The organism is Streptomyces sp. NBC_00986, from assembly GCF_045162565.1.
In the GTDB taxonomy this organism is placed as follows: domain Bacteria; phylum Actinomycetota; class Actinomycetes; order Streptomycetales; family Streptomycetaceae; genus Streptomyces.
Window position 1 is genome coordinate 8,213,138 of record NZ_CP108733.1, and the last position, 23,514, is coordinate 8,236,651.

Annotated in this window: 22 protein-coding genes; 12 read left to right on the forward strand and 10 right to left on the reverse strand. The window is 70.0% G+C overall.

The annotated features are described in order from the left end of the window. Positions 1 to 17 precede the first annotated feature (17 nt). The 3 genes from OG504_RS36785 to OG504_RS36795 all read right to left on the reverse strand — a co-directional run bounded on the left by OG504_RS36785 (position 18) and on the right by OG504_RS36795 (position 2,923). Positions 18 to 1,022: an LLM class F420-dependent oxidoreductase gene (locus OG504_RS36785; protein ID WP_405993652.1), complete on the reverse strand. Its 1,005-nt coding sequence runs from the start codon at positions 1,020 to 1,022 to the stop codon at positions 18 to 20. 120 nt (positions 1,023 to 1,142) lie between these two features. After that, positions 1,143 to 1,922, reverse strand: coding sequence for a hypothetical protein (locus OG504_RS36790; RefSeq protein ID WP_405993653.1), 780 nt, complete (start codon positions 1,920 to 1,922; stop codon positions 1,143 to 1,145). Positions 1,923 to 2,008: 86 nt separating this feature from the next. Further along, positions 2,009 to 2,923: an N-acetylmuramoyl-L-alanine amidase gene (locus tag OG504_RS36795; protein WP_405993654.1), complete on the reverse strand. Its 915-nt coding sequence runs from the start codon at positions 2,921 to 2,923 to the stop codon at positions 2,009 to 2,011. Between the two features lie 113 nt (positions 2,924 to 3,036). On the opposite strand from OG504_RS36795, the gene OG504_RS36800 reads away from it, so the two are divergent. Next, positions 3,037 to 4,014 (forward strand): alpha/beta fold hydrolase, encoded by a 978-nt coding sequence (locus OG504_RS36800; protein ID WP_405993655.1) that lies wholly within the window; start codon positions 3,037 to 3,039, stop codon positions 4,012 to 4,014. A 2-nt stretch (positions 4,015 to 4,016) separates the two neighbouring features. On the opposite strand, the gene OG504_RS36805 is transcribed toward OG504_RS36800, so the two are convergent. Beyond that, positions 4,017 to 4,667, reverse strand: a complete 651-nt coding sequence (locus tag OG504_RS36805) for a class I SAM-dependent methyltransferase (protein WP_405993656.1) — start codon at positions 4,665 to 4,667, stop codon at positions 4,017 to 4,019. Positions 4,668 to 4,806: 139 nt separating this feature from the next. Further along, positions 4,807 to 6,540 (reverse strand): MFS transporter, encoded by a 1,734-nt coding sequence (locus OG504_RS36810; RefSeq protein WP_405993657.1) that lies wholly within the window; start codon positions 6,538 to 6,540, stop codon positions 4,807 to 4,809. A gap of 205 nt (positions 6,541 to 6,745) precedes the next feature. On the opposite strand from OG504_RS36810, the gene OG504_RS36815 reads away from it, so the two are divergent. From OG504_RS36815 to OG504_RS36845, 7 genes are all read left to right on the forward strand, one after another. Beyond that, entirely contained in the window at positions 6,746 to 7,951 is a 1,206-nt protein-coding gene (locus tag OG504_RS36815) for a lipid-transfer protein (RefSeq protein WP_405993658.1), read from the forward strand. A gap of 102 nt (positions 7,952 to 8,053) precedes the next feature. Continuing rightward, complete coding sequence (locus tag OG504_RS36820) at positions 8,054 to 9,646, forward strand: MFS transporter (protein WP_405993659.1); 1,593 nt, start codon at positions 8,054 to 8,056, stop codon at positions 9,644 to 9,646. A gap of 73 nt (positions 9,647 to 9,719) precedes the next feature. Continuing rightward, positions 9,720 to 10,268, forward strand: a complete 549-nt coding sequence (locus OG504_RS36825) for a SigE family RNA polymerase sigma factor (protein WP_405993660.1) — start codon at positions 9,720 to 9,722, stop codon at positions 10,266 to 10,268. A gap of 29 nt (positions 10,269 to 10,297) precedes the next feature. Continuing rightward, positions 10,298 to 11,104 carry a hypothetical protein gene (locus tag OG504_RS36830; RefSeq protein ID WP_405993661.1) on the forward strand — a complete coding sequence of 269 codons (807 nt, stop codon included), beginning with the start codon at positions 10,298 to 10,300 and terminating at the stop codon, positions 11,102 to 11,104. A gap of 131 nt (positions 11,105 to 11,235) precedes the next feature. Next, complete coding sequence (locus tag OG504_RS36835) at positions 11,236 to 12,189, forward strand: GNAT family N-acetyltransferase (protein WP_405993662.1); 954 nt, start codon at positions 11,236 to 11,238, stop codon at positions 12,187 to 12,189. Between the two features lie 93 nt (positions 12,190 to 12,282). Continuing rightward, the gene (locus OG504_RS36840; RefSeq protein WP_405993663.1) at positions 12,283 to 12,768 is read left to right on the forward strand and encodes a hypothetical protein; all 486 of its coding nucleotides are present in this window, start codon (positions 12,283 to 12,285) and stop codon (positions 12,766 to 12,768) included. A gap of 286 nt (positions 12,769 to 13,054) precedes the next feature. Further along, positions 13,055 to 13,870: a class I SAM-dependent methyltransferase gene (locus tag OG504_RS36845; protein ID WP_405993664.1), complete on the forward strand. Its 816-nt coding sequence runs from the start codon at positions 13,055 to 13,057 to the stop codon at positions 13,868 to 13,870. A 467-nt stretch (positions 13,871 to 14,337) separates the two neighbouring features. On the opposite strand, the gene OG504_RS36850 is transcribed toward OG504_RS36845, so the two are convergent. Next, positions 14,338 to 14,970: a response regulator gene (locus OG504_RS36850; protein WP_405996537.1), complete on the reverse strand. Its 633-nt coding sequence runs from the start codon at positions 14,968 to 14,970 to the stop codon at positions 14,338 to 14,340. A gap of 357 nt (positions 14,971 to 15,327) precedes the next feature. Between OG504_RS36850 and OG504_RS36855 the strand changes: the two genes are divergently transcribed. Next, positions 15,328 to 16,890 carry an alpha-L-arabinofuranosidase B gene (locus tag OG504_RS36855; RefSeq protein WP_405993665.1) on the forward strand — a complete coding sequence of 521 codons (1,563 nt, stop codon included), beginning with the start codon at positions 15,328 to 15,330 and terminating at the stop codon, positions 16,888 to 16,890. Here OG504_RS36855 and OG504_RS36860 read toward each other — a convergent pair. The 3 genes from OG504_RS36860 to OG504_RS36870 form a co-directional block, all read right to left on the reverse strand. Beyond that, positions 16,868 to 18,133, reverse strand: a complete 1,266-nt coding sequence (locus OG504_RS36860; protein ID WP_405993666.1) for a sensor histidine kinase — start codon at positions 18,131 to 18,133, stop codon at positions 16,868 to 16,870. The two genes, OG504_RS36855 and OG504_RS36860, sit on opposite strands and share 23 nt — an antisense overlap. A gap of 17 nt (positions 18,134 to 18,150) precedes the next feature. Next, positions 18,151 to 18,867, reverse strand: a complete 717-nt coding sequence (locus tag OG504_RS36865; RefSeq protein ID WP_405993667.1) for an ABC transporter permease — start codon at positions 18,865 to 18,867, stop codon at positions 18,151 to 18,153. A gap of 154 nt (positions 18,868 to 19,021) precedes the next feature. Next, positions 19,022 to 19,945 (reverse strand): ABC transporter ATP-binding protein, encoded by a 924-nt coding sequence (locus tag OG504_RS36870; RefSeq protein ID WP_405993668.1) that lies wholly within the window; start codon positions 19,943 to 19,945, stop codon positions 19,022 to 19,024. Between the two features lie 267 nt (positions 19,946 to 20,212). Here OG504_RS36870 and OG504_RS36875 point away from each other — a divergent pair, with 267 nt between their 5' ends. Genes OG504_RS36875 through OG504_RS36885 form a run of 3 tightly spaced genes read left to right on the forward strand, consistent with a single transcriptional unit; the run spans position 20,213 to position 23,150 of the window. Beyond that, entirely contained in the window at positions 20,213 to 21,073 is an 861-nt protein-coding gene (locus tag OG504_RS36875) for a MaoC/PaaZ C-terminal domain-containing protein (protein ID WP_405993669.1), read from the forward strand. A 40-nt stretch (positions 21,074 to 21,113) separates the two neighbouring features. Next, entirely contained in the window at positions 21,114 to 22,190 is a 1,077-nt protein-coding gene (locus OG504_RS36880; RefSeq protein ID WP_019064374.1) for a Zn-dependent alcohol dehydrogenase, read from the forward strand. A 9-nt stretch (positions 22,191 to 22,199) separates the two neighbouring features. Next, positions 22,200 to 23,150 carry a 3-oxoacyl-ACP reductase gene (locus OG504_RS36885; protein ID WP_405993670.1) on the forward strand — a complete coding sequence of 317 codons (951 nt, stop codon included), beginning with the start codon at positions 22,200 to 22,202 and terminating at the stop codon, positions 23,148 to 23,150. 77 nt (positions 23,151 to 23,227) lie between these two features. Here OG504_RS36885 and OG504_RS36890 read toward each other — a convergent pair whose 3' ends face one another. After that, on the reverse strand, positions 23,228 to 23,395 hold the full coding sequence (locus OG504_RS36890; RefSeq protein ID WP_405993671.1) for a hypothetical protein: 168 nt from the start codon (positions 23,393 to 23,395) through the stop codon (positions 23,228 to 23,230). Between the last annotated feature and the right edge of the window lie 119 nt (positions 23,396 to 23,514).

Below are 23,514 nucleotides of genomic sequence, written 5' to 3' on the forward strand. Positions count from 1 at the left end.
GATGAGTTGAGCGGCTCCTAGGAGTTCAGCTCCGCCAGCACCCGCAGCGTGTGCGGGTCGGGCGCAAGGGCCAGCAGGTCCGTCACCGGGCCCTTGCGCCACAACTCCAGCCGCTCCGCTATCCGTTCACGCGGCCCGACGAGCGAGATCTCGTCGGCGAACGCGTCCGGCACGGCGAGCACGGCCTCCTCCCGGCGGCCCGCGAGGAACAACTCCTGTATCCGCCGGGCCTCTTCCTCGTACCCCATGCGCGCCATCAGGTCGGCGTGGAAGTTCCGGGCCGCGTGCCCCATCCCGCCGATGTAGAAGCCGAGCATCATCTTCACGGGGAGGAGGCCTTCGGCGATGTCGTCGCAGACCTTCGCCTGTGCCATGGGCGCGACGAGGAAGCCGTCGCGGAACGTGGTGGTCCCGTAGACCTCGGGGCGGCTCGGCGACCAGTACAACGGCAGCCACCCGTCCGCGATTTGGGCGGTCTGTGCCACGTTCTTCGGGCCCTCCGCGCCGAGCAGCACGGGCAGGTCCGAACGGAGCGGGTGGGTAATGGACTTGAGCGGCTTGCCGAGCCCCGTACCGTCCGCGCCCCGGTACGGATGCGCGTGGAACCGTCCGTCCACCTCGACCGGCGCCTCCCGCCGCAGCACCTGCCGTACGACCTCGACGTACTCCCGGGTCGCGGTCAGCGGTGACTTGGGGAACGGCCGCCCGTACCACCCCTCGACCACCTGCGGCCCCGACAGCCCGAGCCCGAGCAGCACGCGGCCGCCGGAGAGATGGTCGAGGGTGAGCGCGTGCATCGCGGTGGTGGTCGGCGAGCGGGCCGCCATCTGTGCAACGGCCGTACCCAGCTTGATCGTTGAGGTCTGCGCCGCGATCCAGGTGAGGGGAGTGAAGGCGTCGGAGCCCCACGACTCGGCCGTCCACACGGAGTCGTATCCGAGCCGCTCGGCCTCCTGGGCCAGCGGTACATGGTCGGCGGAGGGCCCGCGCCCCCAGTACCCGAGTGCGAGACCGAGCCGCATATCGCCTCCAGAGACACCGATCTGACGGTGTGTCAGTCAATCGATCGACGGCTGCGACTGTACGACAACGGCCCCCCACCCGGAAGGGCGAGGGGCCGCGGTCGAAACTGGGAGGGAGGCTCAGCCGCGCTGGATCCCCGACGTGTCCTGCAGGACACCACGACGGCCGTCCTGGGTCTGCGCGACGAGCGCCGGACCACGCTGCTCCACGGCCAAGTACCAGGTACCCGGCGCCAGTTCGGCGATCGGTGACGGCGAACCGTCCTCCGCGAACAGCGGCCGGGCCACCGGCACCGCGAACCAGAACGGCGAGAAGTCCCCGGCCGGAGCCGGCGCGGGCTGCCCGAACGGCTGCGCGGCCTGCGCCTGTTGGGGCGGAGTGCCGTACGAGGGCTGCTGCGGTGCGCCGGGGCCGGCGCCCGGGTAGCCGTAACCACCGGGCGGCTGGGCGCCGTAGGGCTGCGGGGCGGCCGGCTTGGGGGCCGGGACGAGGGCGGCCTGGAGGGGCGGGAGCAGGGGGGTGGCGATGGCGCCGCCGGCCAGGACGAGGGACGCGATGAAACCGAGGATGAGACCGGCACCGGCGCTGGCGCCGTCCGGGACATCCACGAGGGTCCAGAACAGGGACCAGACCACCAGGACCGAGAACGCGACGCCTGCCTGGCCCAGTTCGATTCCCGCGATCTTGCGCGGCTGCGGCAGGGCGCGATTGACGACGATCAGGGCAGCGCCGATGACCCCACCGATGTAGAGGCCCAGGGCGTCGCCGAGATAGTCCCAGGCGGTCGGAGCGTCGCTGTAACCGGCGGCCGTGTAGAAGCTGAGAAACGACGCGATGAAGAGCAATACCGCTGCTCCGATCACCACGCCGTCGCCTCGTGTGAGGGAGCGGATATTCACTTCAGGTCCTTCGTAGGTCGTCTCGTCGTCGGTTGACCCTATCGTCCACCCTGTCGGGGTGTCCGCCCGGATCAGCCCACTGATCGCTACCCGCGCAGGAAACTCACGATTCCCTCAGAGATTCCCTGCGCCGCCTTCTGTCGCCAGGCGCCGTTCGTCAGTAGTGCAGCATCATTGCTATCGCGCATGTTGCCGCACTCGATGAACACCTTGGGAACCGTTGACAGATTGAGACCGCCCAGGTCCTTACGCGTGACGAGACCGGTGCCTTCGCCGATGTAATTCGAGAACTGTTCGCCCGTCGCGCGACGGTAATCGCCCGCGATGCCCTTGCCGAGGACGGCGGAGGGTCCGACGATGGCGCGGGTGTCGGCGCCGCCCGCGTGCACGGAGGCCGGCAGGATCACATGGAAACCCCGGTCGCCGACCGGTGCGCCGTCGGCGTGGATGGAGATCGCGGCGTCCGCGTGCGCGTCGTTGCCGATCCTGGCCCGCTGGTCCACGCACGGCCCCCAGGACGGCGAGTCACCGTCGTGCGTCAACTTCACCGTGACGCCCTGCTTTTCGAGGATCGCCTTCAGCCGGTGGGACACGTCCATCGTGAACCGGGCTTCCGCGTAACCCGCGTTGGTCGACGTCCCGGTCGTGTCGCACTCCTTCCAGTTCGTGCCGATGTCCACCTTGCGGTTGATCTCGGCGCTGTGCTGGAAGTTGGTGACGTTGTGCCCCGGGTCGATGACAACGACCTTGCCCTTGAGGGGACTCGGCCCCGGCGGCTTGTCGTCGTTGGACGCGGTGCCCGTGGGGGACACGGGCGCGCTGGACGAGGCGGCGGAGGCGGAGGACGCGTTGCCCGAGCTGTCGCCCGGGCCGCCCACGGCCTCGTACACGAACCACCCGATCAGCGCCCCCGGGACCAGCGCGGCCAGCGCCACGGTCAGGGGCCCACGACGGGGACGGCGGGGCTGTGGAGGATCGAAGTCCGGACCTACGTACGACACGGGAGCCACCCTAGCCGCCTCACAGGGTGGGTTTGCTGAAGCGGCAACAGGAGTCGCGCGCCTTCCCGGCCCCGGCGGAGGATCGATGGACCAGCCCCCGTCCCGGAGGACTCATGACCATGGTCAAGGACGTCACACACCGACTCGTCCCCGCCCCCGCGGGCCGCGTCCACCTCGTGGAACAGGGCACCGGCCCCCTGGTCCTCCTGGTGCACGGCTTCCCGGAGTCCTGGTACTCGTGGCGCCACCAGCTCCCGGCACTGGCCGCGGCGGGCTACCGCGCGGTCGCCGTCGACGTACGCGGCTACGGCCGCTCCTCGCGCCCCGGGGACGTGTCGGCGTACCGGATGCCCGACCTGGTCGAGGACGCCGTGGCGGTCGTGCACGCGCTCGGCGAGCGGTCGGCGGTGATCGTCGGCCACGACTGGGGCGCGGGCATCGCGGCGAACTCCGCCCTCCTCAGGCCGGACGTCTTCCGAGCCGTGGGACTGCTGAGCGTCCCCTACGCGCCCCGCGGCGGCCCGCGCCCCAGCGAGATCTTCGCGGGGATGGGCGGGGACGAGGAGTTCTACGTCTCCTACTTCCAGCAGCCGGGCCGGGCGGAGGCGGAGACCGAACCGGACGTACGCGGCTGGCTGGCAGGTTTCTACGCCGCGTTCTCCGCCGACACGATGCCCCGACCCGGCGCCCCCGACCCGCACTTCGTCAGCCGGGCCGGCGGCACCCTGCGCGACCGCTTCCCGACGGAGCGGCCCACTTGGCTGGGCGAGGCCGAACTGGACGTCTACGCGGGAGAGTTCGAGCGAACGGGCTTGACCACCGCCCTGAACCGCTACCGCAACATGGACCAGGACTGGGAGGACCTGGCGGCCTACGACGGCGCCCCGATCCCCCAGCCGTCCCTGTTCCTGGGCGGTTCCCTGGACGCGTCCACCACCTGGCTGTCCGACGCGATCGCCGCGTACCCGGTGACCCTGCCCGGCCTGCGCGGCTCGCATGTCCTGGAGGGCTGCGGCCACTGGATCCAGCAGGAGCGCCCGGCAGAGGTCAACCAGCACCTGCTCAACTGGCTGGCCGGGCTGCCGAGTTGACCTCAGACACCGGTACCGGTGCGCCGTAGGACACGCAGCGAGTCCGTCGCCGACACCTCCGTGAACGCGCCGGACTCCAGCGCCCGGAGATACACCCGGTACGGGGCCTGCCCGGTGAACTCGTCCTCCGGCTCCGGAAACACGTCATGGATCACGAGCAGCCCGCCCTCGGCGACATGGGGCGCCCACCCCTCGTAGTCCCCGTTCGCATGCTCGTCGGTGTGCCCACCGTCGATGAAGACGAGGCCGAGGGGGGTGCCCCAGATCCGCGAGACCTGCGGCGACCGCCCGACGAGGGCAACCACGTGCTCCTCCAGCCCGGACCGGTGCAGGGTCCTGCGGAAGGTCGGCAGCGTATCCATCAGCCCGATCTCCGGGTCGACGGTCTCCGGGTCGTGAAAGTCCCACCCCGGCTGCTGCTCCTCACTACCCCGGTGATGGTCCAGGGTGAGCGCGGTGACACCGGCCTCACGGGCAGCATCGGCAAGAAGGATCGTCGAACGCCCGCAGTACGTCCCGACTTCGAGAAGGGGGAGGCCGAGGCCTCCGGCTTCCACGGCGGCGGCGTACAGGGCGAGCCCTTCACCGACCGGCATGAACCCCTTGGCGGCCTCGAACGCGGCAAGGATCTCGGGCTTGGGTGTCGAGGGCACAGGGGTCCTTTCGGCGGGTCGTACGCATATGCTGCCGCACCCCCTGCCGAGCAATTCGACAGGGGGTGCCGTGTGCTTTCAGGGGCGCGGGGAACTGCGCGACCAGCCCCCACGCACCCGCGGAAAACGACGAACCCGACTACGCGCTGACGGTCTCGCCGGGCAACGACAGATCCAGGTCAACCGCGACGGAGTCCCCCGCATGCGTCGCAGACGAGGCCAACGGACCGTGCCCTGAAGCCCGCGCCGCCAACACATACGCCCCCTGAGACGGCACAGCGAGCACGTAACTCCCGTCCTCCTCGGAGAGCGTCGCCCCGGCCTGCCGCCCACGACGGTCGATCAGCGTGACCTTGGCCCGGGCAACAGGAACCCCGTCCGCGCTCAACACCCGCCCCCGGAACCCCCGCAGAACCTCCTCGGCCCGCTCAAGGTTCGCCTCCTCCTCGCTGCTGAAGTTCAACTGCGGCGCCCGATTCGGCTTGGGAAGGAACAGCGCCATCAACAGGCCGACAGCAACCGCACCCGTAGCGATCAGGAACGACACATGGAACCCGTGCATGGTCGGGATCGCGACCCCGCCCACATGGTTCGCGGTGTTCGCCAGCACCATCCCGATCACCGCACTGGACACGGACGTACCGATGGACCGCATAAGGGTGTTGAGCCCGTTCGCCGCACCGGTCTCTGAGGCAGGCACTGCCCCCACGATCAACGCGGGCAACGACGAGTAAGCGAGCCCGATGCCCGCACCGAGAACCACGGCGATGACAAGGGACTGCCAGGCCGCACTCATGAGGCCCAGCCCCGCGCCGTAGCCGATGCCGATGATCAGCATGCCGAGGATCAGGGTGACCTTGGGCCCGTACTTCGCCGAGAGACGGGCGTAGACGGGCGCCGTGAACATCATCGTCAGGCCGAGCGGAGCCACCAGCAGACCGGCGGTGACCATCGACTGCCCGAGACCGTAGCCCGTGGACTTCGGCAGCTGGAGGAGCTGGGGCAGGACGAGGGAGACGACGTAGAAGGAGACGCCGACCATGATCGAGGCGAGGTTGGTGAAGAGGACCGCCGGACGGGCCGTGGTGCGCAGGTCGACCAGCGGGGCCTTCAGACGCAGCTCCATCACGCCCCACAGGAGCAGGACGACGGCCGCCGCGGCGAACAGGCCGAGCGTGGTGCCGGAGGTCCAGCCCCAGTCGCTGCCCTTGGTGATGGGCAGGAGGAAGAGGACAAGGCCCGCTGAGAGACCGATCGCGCCGAGCACGTCGAAGGTGCCCTCCGCGCGCATCGGGGACTCCGGTACGACGAGGAGGGTGAGGCCGATCGCGAGGACACCGAGGCCGGCGGCGCCGTAGAAGAGGGCGTGCCAGTCGGCGTGCTGGGCGACGAGCGCCGCGGCCGGCAGCGCGAGGCCGCCGCCGACGCCGATCGAGGAACTCATCAGGGCCATCGCCGAGCCGAGCTTCTCGCGGGGCAGCATGTCGCGCATCAGGCCGATGCCCAGGGGGATCGCGCCCATGGCGAAGCCCTGGAGCGCGCGGCCCGCGATCATCGTGAGCAGGTCGCTGGTGAGGGCGCTGACCAGCGCTCCTACGACCATGATGGCCAGGCTGAGGATCAGCATCCGACGCTTGCCGTAGAGGTCGCCGAGGCGGCCCATGATCGGCGTGGCGACGGCTCCGGAGAGGAGGGTCGAGGTCAGGACCCAGGTGGCGTTGCTGGGCTCGGTGCTCAGCAGCTGCGGCAGGTCCTTGATGACCGGGACGAGCAGGGTCTGCATCACCGCGACAACGATGCCCGCGAAGGCGAGCACCGGCACGACGGCGCCGGACGGCCTCCGTGCGGGCTGGTCGGTCGACGTGTGCGTCATGAAGTGAGGCCTCCAGGCCTGGGGAGTGGGGTGGAACGTGGGTGGAGCCGGTCGATCCGTGCGAGATAAGTGCACGGTAAACCTCGTATGCACGGGCAACTATTCCGATGCTTCGGCGTACTAACGAATCCTTGACCGGCCCATGAATATCTGACCCATCGTCAGGTCTGGTCATTCACTGAAACGTGTTCTAATCTCGCCCGCCATGAAGGCCTATGTCGCAGGCGTCGGGATGACGAGGTTCGAGAAGCCCGAGACCCGGGAGTGGCAGTACTGGGACATGGTGCGCGAGGCGGGGAACGCCGCCCTCGCGGACGCCGGGATCTCCTACGCCGACGTAGAACAGGTTCCCGTCGGCTACTGCTTCCAGCCCTCGACCGCCGGCCAGCGCGCCGCCTATGAGCTAGGTCTCACCGGCATCCCCGTCTACAACGTCAACAACAACTGCGCCACCGGCTCGACCGCCCTGATGCTCGCCCGGCAGCTGGTGGAGGGCGGGGCGGCGGACTGCGTGCTGGCGCTGGGCTTCGAGAAGATGAAGCGGGGCGCGCTGGGCGGGGGAGCGGACAGCGGGGACTTCTCCACGTCCCCCGTCGCCCGGCACTACGGCATCATGGCCGCCCGCCACGGCTTCGAGATGACCCCGCCCACCGCCCAGATCTTCGGCGACGCGGCCCGCGAACACATGGAGAAGTACGGCACCACCGAGGCACAGCTCGCGGCCGTCGCCGCCAAGAACCACCGGCACTCCGCGCACAACCCGTACGCCCAGTTCCAGGACGTGTACGACGTCGACGACATCCTCGCGGCCCGGGTCGTCCACCACCCACTCACGAAACTCCAGTGCTCACCGACCTCGGACGGCGCCGCGGCGGCGGTCGTGGTCTCCGAACGCTTCGCGGAGCAGCGGGAGTTGGGTGCGGGGGCGGATGCGGGCTCGCCGGTCGAGATCGTCGCCCAGGCGATGACCACCGACACCGAGGACTCCTTCGCCTCCGGCTCGTGCATCGACGTCGTCGGCCAACCGATGTCCCGGGCCGCCGCCCGCCAGGTCTACGAACGGTCCGGACTCGGCATCGACGACGTGGACGTCGTAGAACTCCACGACTGCTTCTCGATCAACGAACTGCTGACGTACGAGGCGCTCGGCATGTGCGAGCCCGGGGAGTCCGGGAAGCTCGTCGAGTCCGGGGGGACGACGTACGGCGGGCGGTGGGTCGTGAACCCGTCCGGCGGGCTGATCTCCAAGGGGCATCCGCTGGGGGCCACCGGGATCGCCCAAGTCGCCGAGCTGGTATGGCAGTTGAGGGGGACGGCGGGGGAGCGGCAGGTGCCGGGGGCCGAGGTGGGGCTCGCGCACAACATCGGGCTGGGCGGGGCGGCCGTGGTCACCTTGCTGCGGGCGACGTAGGTCCTGTGGTGTAGGTCCTACGGGGTCCTGTGGTCTAGGACCTACGGCCGTCCCACGACCCGGGCGAAATGCCGATGCAAGGGGCACAGGCCGGTTGAGAGTATGACCACCATGCCCCGAGCCGCTGACGTCTCCCGAATATCCCGCCTGTTCCCCCGCGGCGCGGCGCCGCCCACCTGGCTGGTCGTGGCGCTCGCGTGCGCCGGGCAGTTCCTCGTCGTGCTCGACGTGTCCGTCGTCAACGTGGCGCTGCCGTCGATGCGGTCCGACCTGGGGATGAGCGCGTCCGGGCTGCAGTGGGTGGTCAACGCGTACGCCATCGCCTTCGCCGGGTTCATGCTCCTCGGCGGCCGGGCCGGTGACCTCTACGGCCGCAAGCGGATGTTCCTGGTCGGGCTCGCGCTGTTCACCCTGGCCTCGCTGTGCGGCGGACTGGCCCAGGACGGCTGGCAGCTGCTGCTCGCCCGGGCCGTCCAGGGACTGGGGGCCGCGGTGCTGGCACCCTCGACCCTGACCATCGTCACCTCGGCGGTCGCGGAGGGCGCCGCCCGTGCACGGGCCATCGCCACCTGGACGGCCGTCGGCGCCGGTGGCGGGGCCGCGGGCGGACTCGTCGGCGGGGTCCTCGTGGACACCCTGTCCTGGCGGTGGGTGCTCCTCATCAACGTGCCCGTCGGTGCGGTGGTGCTGCTCAGCTCACTGCGCCGGCTCCCGGAGAGCCGCGCCGGAGACCGGCGACGGCTCGACCTGCCCGGCGCCGTCCTGGTCACGGCGGGGCTCGGCGTGCTGGCCTACGGCATCTCGCAGACCGAGGCCGAGGGCTGGACGGCCGCGGCCACCCTGGTGCCGCTGGCCGCCGGACTCGCGCTGATCGCGCTCTTCCTCGTCGTCGAAGCGCGTACGGCGGCTCCGCTGATGCCGCTCGGACTGTTCCGGGCACGCGCGGTGTCGTCGGCGAACGCGGCGATGTTCCTGTCCGGCTCCGCGATGTTCTGCATGTGGTTCTTCATGACCCTGTACGCACAGAACGTGCTCGGGTACACCCCGCTGGAGGCGGGGCTCGCGCTGGTGCCGAGTTCGCTGGCGGTCCTCCTCGGCTCCAAGTCGGCACCCCGCTTCATGCCGGTGCTCGGCGCGCGCAACGTGGCCGTCCTCGGGACGCTGCTCGCGGCGGTGGGCTTCGGCTGGCAGTCCCTGATGACCGCACGGGGCGACTACCTCACCGAGATCATGTTCCCCGGAATCCTGATGATGCTCGGCGCCGGCCTGACGGCCACCCCGCTCGCCGCTCTCGCCACGTCCAGGGCCGCGCCGGGGGAGGCCGGTCTGGTCTCCGGGCTGATCAACACCTCGCGCACGATGGGAGGTTCGCTGGGGCTCGCCGTGATGTCGACGATCGCCGCGGCGCGTACGGCGCGGGTGTCGGGCGGCGGTGCGGTTACGCCGGGGGCGCTGACGGAGGGGTATGCGCTGGCGTTCCGTACGGGGGCGGGGGTGCTGCTCGGCGGGGTGGTGCTGATGGTGGTGTGGCTGCCGTGGGGGAAGGGGGCGGGGCCTGCCGTGGCCCGGGTGAGCACGAGCGCGGACGGGGAGGTCGTGGTGGACGCGGAGGGCGCGGAGGGCGCGGAGGGCGTGGAGAGTGCGGGCCCGGCGGTGGCCTCGGACGGCGCGGCTTCCACGAGTCTCGAGAAGTGAGGCGACGGTTTTCGAGAAGTGAGGCAACGGTCCGGGCGGCTCATGGACTCCTTTAGATATCTAGGAGGTGCCCATGGGGGATCGCAAGCAGGCTCGGGAGGCTCGGGATGACGGGTTCCAGAGCTTTGTCATCGGCCGCTGGCCGCGGCTGATGCGGACGGCATTTCTTCTGACGGGGGAGCAGCACGCCGCGGAGGATCTGGTCCAGTCGACGCTCGAACAGACCTTTGTGGCCTGGCGCAAGGTCGGCTCGGCCGACGATCCGGAGGCGTACGTACGGCGCGTGATGATCAACGCGCACGCACGCAAACACCGCAGACGACTCAAGGAGTTCCTGGCGCCCAAGGACGACTCGGGCCTGGTGCGCGAGATCGCCGACACCGGTGACCGCATCGCCCAGGCCGAGGACCGCAGCGCCCTGTTGCAGGCACTGGCCCAACTGCCGCCCAGGCAGCGGGAAGCGGTGGTGCTGCGGTACTGGGAGGACCTGACCGAGACACAGACGGCCCAGGCGATGGGCTGCTCGGTCGGCGCGGTGAAGAGCAACGCGGCCAAGGGGATCGCGAAACTCCGCGCCATACCGGGACTCGCCGAGATGGTGACGCAGGGAGGGCGGCAGTGATGAGCGCGGACCGGGAGACGAACCAGACCATGACGGACAGAGACATCGCCCTCCTGCTGGCCGACGCCGCGGACGAGGTCGAGATCGGTATAGCCCCCTACCAGGCGGTGATCCGCGGCGGCCGCCGACGCCGGGCCCGCCGCTGGGCACTCGCCACGGCCGCCGCACTGGTGATCGTCGGCGGGTCGGGCACGCTGGCCCTGGCCGGGCTGCGTGATGGGAGCGGCGTCGAGGTGTCACCGGCGGTGAAGCAGGAGTCGACCGAGCCGTTGACTCCCGAGGAGCGGAATGTGTACGAGCCGCAGGGGACCGTGATCGGCATCGGCGATGTCGGCGGCAAGGAGTGGCAGGTCACCGTCGACGTGTGGGGCGCCCCGCGCACGGAGGGGGAGGCCTGGGCCCAGTTCCAGCGCATGAAGGCGTTCGGCGAGGTGCCGGTAGGCGTGACTGCGGGCAAGACGTCCCAACTGGTCGGCAAGTACTCGTTCTTCGCGAGCCGGACCATCGGGGACGGGAAGGAGGCCATCCTCACGGAGAACTCGGTCGACACGAAGGACAGGATGGCGGGCACCGACCTCGATTCGGCCGCGCTCTCCCTGGACCCGAAGCGCACCACCCCGCAGCGCCTGGTGATCGGCCAGGTCGCCAAGACCGCCCAGGAGGTCACGTGCAGTTGGAAGGACGGCAGCTCGACCGTCGCCCGCAGGGTCGCGGAGGGCGCCGACGTCAACAGCGACGAATCGGCGATCCGACCGGTGGCCGGTTCGGCGGCCGACTGGTTCGTGTGCGTCGGGCCGGAGGGGACGACGTTCGACTCGGTGAAGGTGACGAAGTAGCGCCGGCGCAGGTGAACTGGCTCTGAAGCAGGGCGTGTTGGCGCTGAGGATGTTGTGACGCGCGGCGGTGGATGTCGGCGCCCCGGAAAACGGTTCGCCGACTTCGCGGGGCCCTGACACAGTGACCCACCATGACGAACGTCGAGCTTGTCACCGCCGCGGACCTGCGGCTCATGCAGGGGCTGGCGCAGCGTGTCACCGCCGTCCGCCCGGAGCTGGTGAACGCCGAAGCGATGTTCGGCGAGCTGGCCTGGAACTGGGGCAAGGGGCACGCAGACGAGGACAGGGGCCGGCCACGTCGGCTGTGGCTCTCCGACGGGGAGCTGGTGGCCTGGGGCTGGGCCCGTCTTCCGCACCGGATACGGCGGAACGACGGTTCGGTGAAGGACATCACCGAGGCCTGCCTCACCTACCAGGTCCACCCCGACCACGCCGGACTGATCGACGAGGTGATCGACTGGTACGACGGTACGGCGGCGGGCATCGAGCGGACGGTGATGCCCAGCGCCGCGGACGGGTTCGCCCTGGAGCGATGGGCGGCGCACGGCTACGAGACCGACTCGGCCGCGCTCGGCGACACGGGTTCCTGGACCCAGCTCAACGAGCGGGACCTGACGGACCTGGAACAGCCGGTACTTCCACAGGGGTTCAGCTTCCGCACCGCCGACGAGGCCGGCCCCGGGGCCGCGGTCCAGGCCCACCTCGACGCCTGGTCTCCCTCGGCATACACGGCCGAGAGCTACGAGAGCGTCCGGCGGACACCGGGCTACCGCGGCGACCTGCACATCCTGGTGGAGGCACCGGACGGGACGATGGCCTCCTCGACGATCATGTGGCTCGACGAGGCGAACAGGACGGCGGAGTTCGAGCCGGTCGGAACGCATCCGGAGTACCGGCGCCTGGGGTTGGCGAGGGCGATGCTCCTGCACGGGATGCATCGGGCGCGGGCCGCCGGGGCCACGCACGCGACGGTCGCGTGTCTGGGCGCGCCGGGGCATCCCCGGGCACGCGGGCTGTACTTCGGCCTCGGGTTCCGGGAGTTGTCGCGGGACGCACCGCTCGTGAAGGCCGGGGTTGTGGACTGAGGGGGGTGTCCGGGGTGGGTCGGGAGGTGCCTCCATGGGGTTCGTCAAGGAAATCGGGCTGCGCCAGGGCGGCCTGGTGGGCAGCATGGCGGGATGCCGGATCTGCTGTGGGACGACGTCAGGGACTTCTTCGACCCTGAACTGATGGGTGCCCTGCCGGACGTGTGCGTGGCAGGTGCCTCGGTCGAGGACTGGCAGGTCGTGTTCGACCTGGTTCGGTCGAACGGATGGACGTGGGAGTACTCGGTGGGCGGAGTCGCCGGGCCACTGCCGTCGGCGGCGGAGGTGCTGTCGCGTCCCGCTGACGCGGAGACGGTCGATCTGCGGGTCTGGCCGGTCCCGGATGTGCTGGTGATCTTCCGTCCGATGTCCGGTGACGAGATCGACTTCGACGTCGACCTTCACGAACTGCAGGGCCAGGCGGGAGTGGACGTTCTGTGCGACTTCCTGTGCACGATCGGCCGCCGACTGGGCAAGCCGGTGGGCATGACCGCCGAAGGCGATTACGGGAATCCGGTACTCGGGTTCGACCCAGTGATCGACCGCGTGGTGCTGTTGGCGGCCCCACCGCTCAGCTGACGGCGGCGGCCGGCCGGGACCGGTAGAGGGTGCCGTTCCGGCCCGGTGGCCCCCGGATCCGATGCTTGAAAAGTAGGGCCGGGGGTGGCCGGGACCGGGGTCCTGGTGGCCTTCGGGTGGGGTGTCGACGGCGTTTCGGCCTGTCCCCGGAATGGTGGCCCTCCGGGGTCGACTCCCGCCTCGTACAAGGGTGTTGGCGGCATTCGTGCGAGCGTCCCGGATCCGCGCTGACCTGGGCCTTGGACCCGTCCGCTTCTACGATCGGCGCATCGGAGAGGGGGTCCGGATGGACCGGACGGATCGGAACCGGCGTGGGCGTGACATTCGGACGGTCGACGACGTACTCCGGCTCCTGGACGGGCTGTTCGCGCCGGAGGCCGACCGTTGGAGTTCACGGGGCGCCTCCTGGTGGGACGGGTTCTACGCCGACCGGGACAAGCCGGTGCCGTTCTTTGTGGCGAAGCCGGACGAGAACCTGGTCGGGTATTTCGATCGGGGGCTGATAGGTGGGGGTGGCCGTGCTCTGGACCTGGGGTGTGGTCCTGGGCGCAACGCCCTTCAACTGGCCGCGCGGGGCTTCGAGGTGGACGGCGTGGACCTGTCGCCGACGGCTGTCGCGTGGGCGGAGGAGCGGGCGCGGGAGTGGGCGTGCGACCTGGAGCGGGGGAGGGAGGCGGGGGGAGGGGAGGGGGAGGGCCCCCAGGTGCACTTCCACTGCGGGGACGCCTTCGCCCTCGCCGGTACCCGACTCCCCGGCCCCTACGACCTCGTCTACGACTCCGGCTGTTTCCACCACCTGCCCCCGCACCGGCGCGTCAGCTACCTCGCTCTGCTGGACCAAGTCCTCGCCCCCGGTGGGTACTTCGCGCTCACGTGCTTCGCCGCCGGAGGCATGGGCTCCGAGCTGCCCGATGCCGAGTTCTACCGCGGCTCCGGGCTTCAGGGCGGGTTGGCCTACACGTCCGATGAACTGCGCTGGATATTCGGGGAGTTGGAGGTGGTCGAGCTGCGTCGGATGCGCGACGAAGCGGACGCCTCGCCGTGCTTCGGGGAGGAGTTCCTCTGGACGGCGTTGTTCCGCCGCCGAGTCACGCCGGGATGAAGCTCGGCCACCAGGGTGGGACGTTGCCCGGGCACAACGGGGCCGGGTAGGAGTCCGGCATGCCGAGCCATGTGACCAGGAACCAGGCGAACCACAGGGTGAAGATGAGCCCTGCAGTAAGGGCTGTCCCGCGATGACGTCTTCCGAGGGTGCCGTGCAGGATCACCCATGGAATCGCAGCGGCGAGCCATATGAGAGGCGCAAGAAACAGCAAACTCATGCTGTTGGCTGCTGCGTTGATGCCGACGTCGCAAGCAGCCCATGCCCTCCCGATGGCAGCAGTGCACACCACTGCGGTCAGCCCACCGAAGAGGACCCCGAAGCCGGTACCTCTGAACCAGCCGCTCGGAGGACTCGACGGCTCTGTTCCCACGGTCATCCCCCCCGCCTTGCCGTAGATGCGGAGAGTACCAACGTCCCGCCGGCAGACCTCGACGAGATCCCTTTACGAGCACGTAGGGCGGGGCCTACAACCACCCCTGCTGCCGGGCCTCTCGCATGGCCTCCATGCGGTTGCGGGTTCCTGTTTTGCCGATTGCCGACGAGAGGTAGTTGCGGACGGTGGACTCGGAGAGGTGGAGCTTCGTGGCGATGTCGGAGACCGTCGCGCCGTCCACCGAGGCCTTGAGGACGTCGCACTCGCGGGCGGTGAGCGGATTGGGGCCCGCGCTCAACGCGGCGGCGGCCAGCGCCGGGTCGATGACCGTCTCGCCGGTCAGGACGCGGCGGATCGCTGCGGCGAGGTCCTCCACCGGGCCGTCCTTCACCAGGAAGCCCGCCGCGCCCGCCTCCATCGCCCGGCGCAGATAACCGGGGCGGCCGAAGGTCGTGAGGATCAACACCCGGCAGTCCGGGGCCTGTTCGCGGAGTTCGGCGGCAGCGTCCAGGCCGCTCATGCCGGGGAGTTCGATGTCGAGAAGGGCGACGTCGGGGCGGTGGGTCAGGGCGGCGTCCACGATCGTGTCACCGGTCCCGACCTGGGCGACGACCTCCAGGTCCGCCTCCATGCCGAGCAGCAGGGCGAGGGCGCCGCGCATCATGCCCTGGTCCTCGGCGAGCAGCACTCTGACGGACTTGGCGGGCCGGTGGTCCCGGGGCATCTCATCCACGGGGCAAGCGTAAGGCCCAGGGAGACCCGGGACGGTTGTCAAAAACTCTTCATTGTTCGCGTCCGCGAGTCTTGACGGTCTCCGGCTCCGGGCAAACAATCGCCTCGGCATTCTGCAATCACCCCAGGAATTTCCCGTACCGGGCCGATTCCGGAAACCTTTCGACAAACTTTCGGCAGTTCGACATTTCGATCGCGAATGGGTTCGGTATATCGATCGAACGAGGTTCGGTATATCGACCAGCCACTCGTACTGCAACTCCAGGCGCTCCGCTCCACCCGCGCCAGGCACCCCGCTTCACCCGCGCCAACCACCCGCACCGCCTACCCGCAACAGAAGAGGTGCACCGTGTTCCTGAGATTCCTCCGCACCCGGCCGCGCCGGCTGAGAAACGCCACCCTCGCCGCCCTGTCCGCGCTCGTGACCGTCCTCGCGCTGGCCGTCGGCGTGCCGCAGGCCTCGGCCGCCACCTCGCTGCCGTGCGACATCTACGCCACCGCCGGGACGCCCTGCGTCGCCGCGCACAGTCTCGTCAGGGCGCTCTACTCGTCGTACAACGGCTCGCTGTACCAGGTGCAGCGGGCCTCCGACAGTGCCACCGCGAACATCGGTCTGCTGGCGGCCGGGGGGTATGCGAACGCGGCGGCGCAGGACTCGTTCTGTGCCGGTACGACGTGCATCATCACCAAGATCTACGACCAGTCCGCGCGCCACAACGACCTCACGATCGAGGGTGCGGGCGGGGCCGGTGTCGCCGATGTCGGGGCGCCCGCGGACGCGCTGCCGGTGACCGCCGGCGGGCATCAGGTCTACGGCCTGGAGATCTCGGCCGGCATGGGCTACCGCGACAACTCCACCTCGGGCGTGGCCACGAACGGCGCCGCCGAGGGGATGTACATGGTGACGTCCGGCACCCATGTCAACGGCAGTTGCTGCTTCGACTACGGCAACGCCGAGACCAACAACCAGGACACCGGCAACGGTCACATGGACGCGATCAACTTCGGTACGGAGTGCTGGTTCGCGCCCTGCTACGGCAGCGGTCCCTGGGTGCAGGCCGACCTGGAGAACGGGCTGTTCCAGTCGGACTCCGGGTACAGCAAGAACACGGCGAACACCGGTACCGGGGCGATACCGTTCGTCACCGCTTTGCTGAAAAACAACGGTCAGGACCATTTCGCGCTGAAATCCGGAAACGCGCAGTCGGGGAGTCTCACGACCTCCTATTCCGGGGGTGAACCCACCACGAGTGGTTACTCGCCCATGCATCAGGAAGGCGCGATCGTCCTGGGCACCGGCGGGGACAACAGCAACGGCTCCATCGGTTCGTTCTTCGAGGGCGTCATGACCGCCGGCATCCCGACCGACGCCGCCGACAACTCCGTGCAGGCGAACATCGTGTCCGTCGGCTACGGCGCGTCGACCGGCACCACCGGGACACTGGCGGCCGGTTCGGAGATCTCGCTGCGCGCGACCACCTCGTGCTGCACCGGCGACTACATCCGCCACCAGAACAACGCGGCGGTGCTCTCCGCCATTACGTCCAGCAGCGCGGCGCTCGACAAGGGCGACGCGACCTGGATCGTCCGCAGGGGGCTCGCCGACAGCTCCTGCTATTCGTTCGAGTCCCGGAACTATCCCGGCGACTTCCTGCGCCACTACAACTACCAGCTCTATCGCCAACCCATGGTCGGGACAACGCAGTTCAGACAGGACGCCACGTTCTGCGCGTCGACCGGCAAGAGCGGCACGGGCACGTCGTTCGCGTCGTACAACTACCCGACCAGATATCTCCGGCACTACAACTACAACGTCTACATCGCGAGTGACGGCGGCTCCAACGCCTTCGACAGTGCCACCTCGTGGACGGACGACGTGAGCTGGGTGGTCACGGCTCCCTGGGCGCCGTAGCGGCCAACTCCGCCGACTCCACCGGGAGTTCGGCGGTGACCGTGAAGCCGCCGCGTGGTGACGGGCCGGCCCGCAGGGAGCCGCCCGCCACCGCGAGGCGTTCCGTGAGGCCCTTCAGACCGGTCCCGCCGATGCCCTCGGTGGGGCCGGTCCCAGGGGAGCCCCCGTCCCCGGGACCGTCGTCCGCGATCGTCAGGCGGACGCGGTCCATGACCCCGTCGAACGTGATCTCGCAGCGGGTCGCGCCGCTGTGCCGTACGACGTTGGTGACCGCCTCGCGGACCACCCAGCCCAGCAGGGCCTCGTTCTGCGGGGTCAGGAGCGGGCCCGACTGGCGGACCACCGGGTCGATGTCGGCGGCGGACAGGGCGGAGCGGGCGCGGTCGAGTTCGGTGGCGAGGCTGCCCTCGCGGTAACCGGTGACGGCCTCGCGGATCTCGGTGAGCGCCTGTCGGCCCACGGCCTCGATGTCGGTGATCTGGTCGAGCGCGGCCTCCATGTCGCGGGGTGCGAGGCGCCGGGCCGCCTCCGACTTCACGACGATCACCGAGAGGGTGTGCCCGAGCAGGTCGTGCAGGTCGCGGGAGAACCGAATCCGTTCCTTCTCGACCGCGCGGCGGGCCAACTCCTCGCGAGCGGCGCGCAGTTCGCGTACGGCCTCGGAGAGGGAGAGGATCGCCGCGGTCACCATCGTCGACAGGAACGTGCCGTAGGCGACGTTGATGGCGTCCCAGCCCGCCCGGTACACGGAGACCGCGGCGGCGAGCGCCGTCAGGGCGAGGCCGACCTGGCCGAGGCGCGGGCCGCGGACGACGGCGCCCGTGGCGAGGCCGAGGAGGGGGAAGAAGTAGAGCCAGCTGCCGCCGTAGCCGAGGGCGAGGCCGCAGGTGATCAGGCCCATCACGACCAGCGCCACCAGTGTGGAGACCGCCTGGCGCTTCTCCTTCACGAAGGAGCGGAACACCACATAGATGTAGAGGGAGTTGAAGAGGAAGAGGCCCAGGCCGCCGATCCACGGGTTGGAGGTCTTGCCCTGGAGGAGGTTGGAGAAGGAGCCCATGCCCATCAGCAGCCAGGGCAGCAGGGAGAAGCCGGTCGGCGGCGGACCCGGGTTCTCGGGCCGCTCGCCCTTGCGGCGGGCCTCCTTCTGCGCGATCTTGAACTCCGCCATGTCGGCCTTCCACTGGGTCCGCGCGGCCTTCCACTGCTGTAGCTGGCAGGTGATTCCTCGCATCCAGGACATCTCTCTCGCTCCCCCGGTCACACGGTCCGCCCGGTCCGGCGGTACGCCAGCACAGCGTACGAACCGAACGCGAACAGCCAAGCCGTCAGCACCACGATCGCGCCGAGTGCCGGGGCGTGCCCGTCGGCGACGGAGGTGCCGAGTTCGGCGAAGCGGTTGGTCGGGGTGTAGTGGGAGACCGCGCGCAGCCAGCCGGGGAACAGGCTGATCGGGAACCACAGGCCGCCGATCACCGAGAGCCCCAGGTTGCAGGCCATGTTCGTGACGCCGGTGGTCTGGGAGGTGAGCCCGTAGCCGTTGCCGAGGCCCAGCAGGGTGAAGGGGATCGAGCCGAGCCACAGCAGCAGCGCGATCGCCGCCCACTGCCAGGCGTCGAGGCGTACGCCGTTCACCAGTCCGCCCGCCGCGAGCACCGCGACGATCGAGGGCAGCACGGTCACCGAACCGGTCAGCGCCCGGCCGAGCACGACCTGCCGCGGGGTCATCGGGGTCACCCGCAACTGCCGCAGCCACCCGATCGCCCGGTCCTCGGCGACCCCGCCGCCGGTGTTGAGGGCGGAGCCGACGGCGCCGTAGGCGGCCATGCCGACCATCGCCGTGGCCTTGTAGCCACTGTCGTCACCGCCGAGGTTCGTGAACAGCAGGTACATCATCACGGGCATCGCGATCCCGCCGATCACGAAGCCGACGTCGCGCAGGGTCCGGCGTACTTCGAGGCGCAGGTAGTCGAGCATCACACGGTCTCCGTCTCGGTGGTCGTCATGGTGGGGATACGGCGGTGCGAGGTTGCCGGGGTGGCGTCGAGCGGGCGGCCGGTGTCAGTGCGGCCGGTCATCGAACCGGGGCTACGCGTGGTCCGGCGGTCTGCGAGCCGCAGGCGGTCGAGCATCACACCGTCTCCAGTTCGTGTGTCGTCAGGGCGAGGAACGCGTCGTCGAGGGACGCCGGGGTGACCTCAAGGCCGCGGATCGCGTTGCGGGCGGCGAGGGCGATCACGGTCGCGTCCGAGTCGTCGGTGCGCAACAGCGCGCGGTCGCCGCGTACTTCGAGGGTGCGTACGCCGGGCAGCTGGGCGAGACCCTCGGTGGAGCCGCCCGCCAGGTCGAAGGAGACGAGGCTGCCGCCGGCCGCGCGCTTGAGCTGCTCGCCGGTGCCGTCCGCGACGATCCGGCCGCGGTCGATGACGATGATCCGGTCGGCGTGCGCGTCCGCCTCCTCCAGGTAGTGCGTGGAGAACAGGACGGTGTGCCCGCGCCGGGCGAAGGCCCGCATCGACTGCCAGAACGCGTGCCGAGCCTCCACGTCCAGCGCCGCCGTCGGCTCGTCGAGGACGATCAGCGACGGGTTCCCGGCCAGCGCCACGGCGAACCGCACCCGCTGTGTCTGCCCGCCCGACAAGCGGTCCACCCGCCGCCCGGCCAGCTCGGCGATACCGGCCAGTTCCAGGGCCTGCGCGACCGGCATCGGCTTCGGATAACGCCGGGCGACGAAGGCGACCAGTTCGCCGACGGTGACCCGGGGTAGCGCCCGCGCCTCCTGCAGCATCGCCCCGACCAGGCCGTTCCGTACGGCCAACTCGGGCGCGGAGCCGAAGAGTTCGACCGTGCCGGCGTCGGGCGCGTTCAGCCCGAGCAGCAGGGAGATCGTCGTCGACTTGCCCGCGCCGTTGCGGCCGAGCAGCGCGACCGTCTCGCCGCGCCCGATCTCCAGGTCCACACCGTCCACGGCGCGCACCGCGCCGAAGGTCTTGACCGCCCCCGCGAAGGACACGGCACGCTCTGTCCGGTCCGCCGCCCCACTTGTCTGTGTCATGGCTACGACGCTACGGATCCGCGCCCCTCGCCCGGCAGATGCGCATGTACGGACTCGGGCGGGACAAATGTCACGGGTGCCGGTACGGACACCGGAACCGACACCCACCTGACGCACCGTCAGGAGCCTTCACAAGTGCGGGGCGCTCGGCTATACAGAAGGGCGCCGGACTGGAACGCGTTCTAGGTCGGCCCGTGACGACCTCGGTGCGGCCGACGGTGCGGACGGCCGCACCGAGGTCTTCGACCACCGGCGATCAGGAGCCCCATGCCCATCGACGCAGCCCAGGCCCTCGCGGCCGAACCCCGGACCGGTGAGATCTCCTGGACCACCAAGGACGTCCAGCTCTACCACCTCGGCCTCGGCGCGGGCACCCCCGCGACCGACCCCGACGAGCTGCGCTACACCCTGGAGTCCCGGCTGCACGTCCTGCCGAGTTTCGCCACCGTCGCGGGCAACGGCTCACCCGGCGTCATCAGCGGCCTGTCCATGCCCGGCATCGAGGTCGACCTCGCCCGCGTCCTGCACGGCGGCCAGTCCCTGCGCCTGCACCGCCCGATCCCGGCCCAGGGCACCGCGACCAGCACCAGTCATATCGCCGCCGTCTACGACAAAGGCAAGGCGGCCGTCCTCGTCATGCGCACCGAAGTCGCCGACGCGGACGGCCCGTTGTGGACCAACGACGCGCAGATCTTCGTACGGGGGGAGGGCGGATGGGGTGGCGACCGCGGCCCCTCCACCCGCCTCGAACCCCCAACAGGCGCCCCCGACAAGGTCGTTGAGCGTGCCATCCGCGAGGACCAGGCCCTTCTCTACCGCCTCTCCGGCGACTGGAACCCGCTGCACGCCGACCCCGAGTTCGCCAAGCTCGCCGGCTTCGACCGGCCCATCCTGCACGGGCTGTGCACCTACGGCATGACGCTGAAGGCGGTCGTCGACACGCTGCTCGGCGGCGATGTGAGCCGGGTGCGCGCGTACGACACACGGTTCGCCGGAGTGGTGTTCCCCGGCGAGACGCTGCGCATCCGGATGTGGCGGCAGGGTGAGGGCGAAGTACGGGTCGCGGTGAGCGCCGTAGAGCGGGACGACGCGCCCGTCCTCGCCGACACGACCGTCGAACACTCCTGATCCAGGCCAGAGTTGACCAGAGTTTGAGGGGAGCCGCACCATGCTCGCAGCCGTACTGCACGAGATAGGCCAGGACAAACTGGAGGTCCTCGACGACGTCGAGGCGACGGGCTTCGGGCCCGGCCGGGTCAGGATCCGGGTGCGCGCCACGGGGCTGTGCCACTCGGACCTGTCCGCGATGGCGGGCGTACTGCCACAGCCCGCTCCCTTCGTACCCGGGCACGAGGGTGCCGGCGAGATCCTCGAAGTCGGCGAGGGCGTAAGCCACTTGAAGCCCGGTGACCGGGTCGTCGTCTGCTGGCTGCCGGCCTGCGGGGTGTGTCCCGCCTGCAAGCGCGGTCAGACCCAGCTGTGCCTGGCCGGATTCATGAACGCGGGCACCCCCAACTTCAAGCGCCCCAGCGGCGATGTCTTCGGCTTCGCGGGCACCGGAACCTTCGCCGAGGAGGTCGTCGTCGACGCGGGCTGCGCCGTACCGATCCCCGACGACGTGCCCTTCGACATCGCCGCCCTCATCGGCTGCGGCGTCACCACCGGACTCGGCGCGGCCCTCAACACCGCTGACGTGGAAGCCGGTTCGTCGGTCGCCGTGATCGGCTGCGGCGGTGTCGGCATCTCCGCGATCCAGGGTGCCCGGCTCAAGGGCGCCGCCGAGATCGTCGCCGTCGACCCCGTCGCCTCGCGCCGTGAGGCCGCGCTCAAGTTCGGTGCCACGAGGGCGATTTCGCCGGACGAGCTGCCCGACGCCAAGCAACAGGTCACCGGCGGCGAGGGGTTCGACTACGTCTTCGAGGTCGTCGGCCGCTCCGCCACCGCCCGCACCGCCTACGAGAACACCCGGCGCGGCGGCACCCTCGTCGTCGTCGGCGCGGGCGCCCTGGACGACTACCTCCAACTCAGCATGTTCGAGCTGTTCTTCGACGAGAAGCGCATCCTGCCCTCGATGTACGGCGGGGGAGACGTGTTGCGTTCCTACGAGCGCACGATCGCGCTGTGGCGGGCGGGCCGCGTCGACCTGGAGAGCCTGATCACCCACCGGGTGCCGCTGGCCGACATCAACGAGGCCCTCGACCAGATGCGCCAGGGGACGGCCCTGCGCACGTGCATCGAGATCTGAGGGCCGGGTATGACGTTGCCACTTGAGGGACTTGCCGCGATCGTCACCGGCGCCGGACGCGGGCTCGGCCGGGCCGAGGCGCTGGAACTCGGCCGGCTCGGCGCGGCCGTCGTCGTCAACGACTACGGGCAGCCGGGCCGGGACGGTTCGGGGGAGGCGTCCGCCGGTCCCGCCGAAGAGGTCGCCGCCGAGATCCGCGCGGCGGGCGGACGCGCCACCGCCCACACCGGGGACGTCGCCGACTTCCAACAGGCCGCCGAACTGGTCGAGTTGGCGATCGCCGAGTTCGGCAGGCTCGACATCCTCGTCAACAACGCCGGCATCCTGCGCGACCGCATGGTCTTCTCCATGACGGAGGGCGAGTGGGACGCGGTGATCCGGGTCCACCTCAAGGGCCACTTCAACACGACCCACTTCGCCGCCAGGCACTGGCGCGAGCGGTCCAAGGCGACCGGCGCACCGGTGTACGGCCGGATCGTGAACACCTCGTCCGAGGCGTACCTCGCCGGTTCGGCGGGACAGCCCAACTACGCGGCCGCCAAAGGCGGAATCGTCGGCCTGACCACCTCCACGGCCCTCGCGCTGGCCAAGTACGGCGTGACCGCGAACGCCATCTGCCCGCGCGCCCGCACCCGGATGACCGAGGACGTCTTCGCCGGGTTCGGGGAGAACGGCGACGGCCTGGACCCGCTCGCGCCCGAGCATGTCGCCCCGCTCGTCGGCTACTTGGCCTCACCCGCCGCCGAACGCATCAACGGCCAGCTCCTCGTCGTCCACGGCGGCATAGTCGCGATCGTCGAACGCCCGCACGTCCAGGCCAAGTTCGACAGCAAGCAGGACATCTTCAGCTACGACGAGCTGGACGCCGTACTCACTCCGCACTACGCGGAGCGACCGCCGGGGGAGACGTTCGCGGCGGCCGAGGTACTGGGACTCAAGCGGGAGCCGGGCACGGCATAGGGAACGCTGCGGCCCCGCCCGTCCGGAGACGAGCGGGGCCGTGTCGTGCGAGGTGGTGCAAGGCTTCTGACGTGTCGTCAGACAGCCGCGTACTTCGACTGCGTGGACTGCTCGGACGGCTTGCGGTGACGGCCGTGGGCGGCCGAATCGCCGTCCTGCGCCGAGACCGGGCCCCGGTGCTTGCCGTGACCGGAGGCCTCATGTGTGTCGGCAGACATGGTCTGCGCGGTGTTCGAGTCGTTCATCGGATACTTCACCCCGTAGCAACATGATCCTTCTTACAGCCCGGCGATCTTATCCAGCCGTTCCCGGGGTGAAGCGAGGCGGATTGCCGTCCGGAACGACTTCGTTACCGAGCCGCACC